Here is a 4446-nt window from a genome sequence, read left to right as displayed (position 1 = left end):
GTCGGGGTCGCGGTCGCGGTCGGCGACGGGGAGCCGGTCGGCGTGGGGGTGGTGCTGCCGGTGGGCGTCGGGGACGGCGAGGGCGTGCGGGTCGGCGTGCCGGTCGGAGGCGGGGTGGGCGTCGGGTCGGGGCCGCTGCCGCCACCGGCGATGAGGAAGCGGTTGTTGGCGACGTTCCAGTGCGTGGTGAGGTAACTGCCCGGCGACGGGGAGGTGCTGTAGTAGTCGTCGTGGTTGCAGTCGAGCCGGTCGTCATGGGCGCGGTCCGGGCAGACGGTCCGCATCTGCGGGTAGTCGGGGGCGTCCGAATAGCACATCACGTCCCACTCGTCGACGCAGTGCCCGGCCTTGCTGGAGTTGGGCGCGCTGTTGTTCACCGCGCCCAGGTTGTGGCCGAGTTCGTGGGCGGCGGTGCTGCCGCTCCAGCACCCGGAGTCGGTCCGGCCGTACGAGGGACCGAAGTTGCTCAGGTTGTCCTGGCCGGGGCGCTCGTCGCCGGCGAACGTGCCGATCCCGCAGTACACCTTGGCGTCGGTGAACATCATGTACTTGCGGTCCTTGCGGTTGAACCCCTGCGCGGCGAGGGCCCGGTTGCTCGCGTTGAAGTCCTGGATCTCGGCGTCGGAGATCTGCACGTTCAGCACCGAGGCGCTGCAGTCGGACTCGGTGACGAAGCGGACGTGCCGTTCGCCGCCGGTCTCCGCGGCGCTGGCGTTGTAGATGACGTCGACGTCGGCGGACCACTTCTTGAACGAGGCAAGGTACTGGGCGAAGCGGTCGTTGCCCGGGCCGTGGACGTACACCACCTGGACGCGGTTGCCGCTGCTGCCGTCGCCCTCGCAGACCAGCTTCGACCCGGCGGGCACGGCCGCTCCGGCCGGGGCAGCGTCCGCGGCGGTGCCGGCGCCGCCGAGCAGTGCCTTCTGCGTGGCGTCCAGGACGGGCGTGGAGCCCTTCAGCAGGTCGGCGGCGGCGGGTGCCTGGGCTCCGGCCGCGGGGGTGAGCGCGGGCGTCCGAGCGGCCGGGGCCGCGACCGGCGGGACGTCCTGGCGGATGTCCACGCCCTTGGGCGGCACGTCCGGGCCGTGGCTGCACTGGGTGCTGCCGGTGACCTCCAGCGTGCCGCCGCAGCGGTCGCTGCCCGGCAGGCTCAATCCGGCGTAGACCAGGCCGCGTTCGGGCTCGTCCTTGGGTATCGCCTTGAGCGGCGCGGCCTTCTGGTCCCGCTTCGGGGCGGGCGCCTGGGTGGCCCCCTCGGCGGTGCCGGTCTCCCCCGGTCCGCCGTCGTAGCCGACCAGCCCGGCCTGCGTCCCCGAACCGTCGACCCCGTCGGCCGCGGCCGTGACGGCGCCGTTCAGGGCCGCCGGCTCCAGCGCGGTGCGGATGCCGAGCGTTCCCGCCAGCAGCCCTGCCGCCACCGCCGCGGCGACCAGTGCGCTCCTGCGGGTGAGCCTGCGGCGCTTGCGCCGGCGAAGCTCGGTGCTCCGGTGTCCCATCGCGTTCCTTTCCTCGTGCGACGACCCGGACCCTGTGGTGAAGGGGTCCGGGCCTTCCGACACTCCGGAGAGCACGCGGGACGACCGGCAATAACAGAAACATCTTGCGAAAATATTCAGCGCGTTCGAACCGCGGGCGACGGCGGCGCCGGTTCCAGCCGGGGTGGTCCGGAGCCTGGCGACGGACCGTGCCGCACGGCCAAGAGGTGATCCGGTCGGCGAAGTGAGTGCCTTCGCCGACCGGATCACCTCAGAGGTCAGTGCCCAGTGCCCGGTGCTCAGTGCCCGGTGCCGACACGGTCAGAAGATGAGCTTCCAGCCGTCGATGCGGCCCGAGTCGGTGCGGTACATGTCCTGCACCCGGAGCCGCCAGGTGCCGTTGGCGAGCTGGGCGGAGGCGTCGACCGTGTAGGTCTCGATGACGTTGTCGCCCGAGTCGCCGAGGTTGCTCTTCTTCAGCGAGTACACCGTGCCGTCCGGGCCGACCAGGTCGACGACCAGGTCACCGCGCCAGGTGTGCTTGATGTCCACGCCCACCTTGAGGTCGCTCGGCGCCCGGCCCGGAATCCGGTCGATGACGATGTCCGAGAAGATCGCAGGGCCCCCGTCCGGAATCGACACGGGGGTGGTGTTCGCGAAGATGCCCCGGGAGACCTTCCAGGTGAACGTCGTCGCGAGGCTGCTGTGGTGGGAGGCCTTGGCGGTGACGGTGACCGTGTACGTGCCGGTGAGGGCCGGAACGCCGGTGACGCGGCCGGTGACCGGGTGGAGCGTCAGGCCCTCGGGGAGGCCGGTCGCGTGGTAGGTGACGATGCCGGGGTTGAAGTTGGCGGCCTTGATCTGGAGATCGGCGGGGGCGCCGATCGCGGTGATCTGGCTGGCGACGGGGTCCAGCAGGAGGCCGTCGACGACGCGCGGGCCGACGTTGATGGCCGCCCAGGCGTTGGCGGTGTTCATGTAGGTCGCGCTGGTCGGCCCGTACAGGTCGGCGGCGGCCTGCAGGGTGGCGGTGCGGGCCGCCGCGTAGTTGGTCGACGAGGTCATGTAGGTGGTCAGCGCCCGGTACCAGATCTTGGCGGCCGCGTCCCGGCCGATGCCGGTCACCGGCAGGCCGTCGGAGGTCGGGGAGTCGTAGGCCACGCCGTTGACGGTCTTGCTGCCGCTGCCCTCGGAGGCCAGGTAGAACCAGTGGTTGGCCGGGCCGGAGGAGTAGTGCACGTCGACGGAGCCGAGGTCGGACGACCAGTAGTCCCTGGAGCGACCGTCCTTGGAGGGCTTGTCCATGTAGCGCAGCGGACTCCCGTCGCCCCTGATGTCGATCTTCTCGCCGACCAGGTAATCGCCCTTGTCCTCGGGGTTGTCGGCCCAGAACTCGATGGCGGCGGCCATGATGTCCGAGGTGGCCTCGTTCAGGCCGCCGGACTCACCGCTGTAGACCAGGTTCGCGGTGGCCGAGGTGACGCCGTGGGTCATCTCGTGGGCGCCGACGTCGATGGAGGTCAGCGGCTTGACGTTGCCCGCGCCGTCGCCGTAGGTCATGCAGAAGCAGCTGTCGGACCAGAACGCGTTGACGTAGTTGTTGCCGTAGTGGACCCGGGTGTAGGCGCCGACGCCGTCGTCCTTGATGCCGTTGCGGCCGTGGACGTTCTTGTAGTAGTCCCAGGTGAGCTGGGCACCGTAGGCGGCGTCCACGGCGGCGGTCTGCCGGTTGGCGACGGTGCCGTCGCCCCAGGTGTCGGTCGGATTGGTGAACAGCTTCTTGGTGGAGCTGGTGCCGTTCAGGTCGTAGGTGCTGTGGCCGCCGCGGGTGTTGTCGGTCAACGCGAAGCCGCCGCCGGCCGCCGCCGAGGTGCCGATGGTGACCTGGCCCGAGTACTTGCTGTTGCCGACGCCGGTCTCGACGCCCTGGTACTCGAAGATCTTCTTGCCGGAGTTGGCGTCGGTGATGACGTGCAGCTCGGACGGCGTGCCGTCCTCCTGCGTGCCGGTGACCACCGTCTCCCACGCGAGGCGCGGGGTGCCGGACGCGGCCCAGACCACCTTGCGGGCGCTGTCGGCCGCCGGCTCCGCGACCTTCGCGCTGCCGGCGCTGTCGAGCGCGAGGCCCTTCGCCGCCTCCGCGCTCTCCTTGGCGGTGGTGTCGACGGCGATGTCCGCCTCGGTGGCCTTGGTGACGCCCTTCGTGGAGCCGTCCGCGGCGGTGTGGACGACCAGGTCGCCGCCGAGCACCGGCAGTCCGTCGAAGGTCCGCTCGTAGCGGGTGTGCACGCTGCCGTCGGCGTCCTTGGTGACGCCCCTGGCGACCAGTGCCTCCTTCGACCCCAGCTTCAGCGACCTGGCGGTCTCCGCCAGCGACGCGTCCGCCGAGGCCAGCAACTCACCGCGCTGCTCCGGCGACAGCTGCACCGGCAGCGCGCCGGCGGTGGCCCGGGCCTCGGCGGGGGCCTGGGCGGGAGTCTCGTCGGCGATGGCGACACCGGATGTCAGAACAGCCACGATCATCGCGGCGCCGACTGTCAACGCGCCTGCGCCGGTGGTCTTTCGGGAGGATCGATTCACACTGAACTCCTTCTGCGACGGCCGCGCGGGTGCGGCCGGAGTCAGCCGGGAGGGCAGGGATGGTGCCGCCCGGTAGAGCTGGTGGTTCGAGTGGGGGACAACCTCCACGTGATCACCGCAGCGGGTGGTGCGCGTGCGACTGCAAGGGCCGCTGCGGCGATGGGACGGTACAGTGCCATCTTTGTTGGAAACACGTCACCCGTGCGGCGACAAGTTGGCCGGAATGCTTCGTCATAGACGTAATGTCGAGGTAATCCACCGTCAGAAGACGGGTAATGCGGGGGAAAACAGACCGGCGCCGGCGACGGCCCCACCAGCGTGCGTGCGGTGTGACGTCTACGGGCGGGTGCCCTTGACGTTGGGCTGGGTCTTCTGGTTGTAGATCTCCTGG

The 4446-nt window shown here is 70.6% G+C and carries 1 protein-coding gene and 1 pseudogene; both read right to left on the bottom strand.

What is annotated here, in order from left to right; all coding sequences use genetic code 11:
* Positions 1-1496: pseudogene (locus tag ACIQOV_RS29125) on the bottom strand (hypothetical protein); the annotation flags it as partial.
* A gap of 300 nt (positions 1497-1796) precedes the next feature.
* The gene (locus ACIQOV_RS29120) at positions 1797-3998 is read right to left on the bottom strand and encodes a M4 family metallopeptidase (RefSeq protein WP_401053531.1); all 2202 of its coding nucleotides are present in this window, start codon (positions 3996-3998) and stop codon (positions 1797-1799) included.
* Positions 3999-4446: the final 448 nt, after the last annotated feature.

It is taken from the genome of Kitasatospora sp. NPDC091257, from assembly GCF_044757675.1.
Lineage (GTDB): Bacteria > Actinomycetota > Actinomycetes > Streptomycetales > Streptomycetaceae > Kitasatospora > Kitasatospora lactacystinica.
This window is presented reverse-complemented; position numbering and strand designations above follow the sequence as displayed.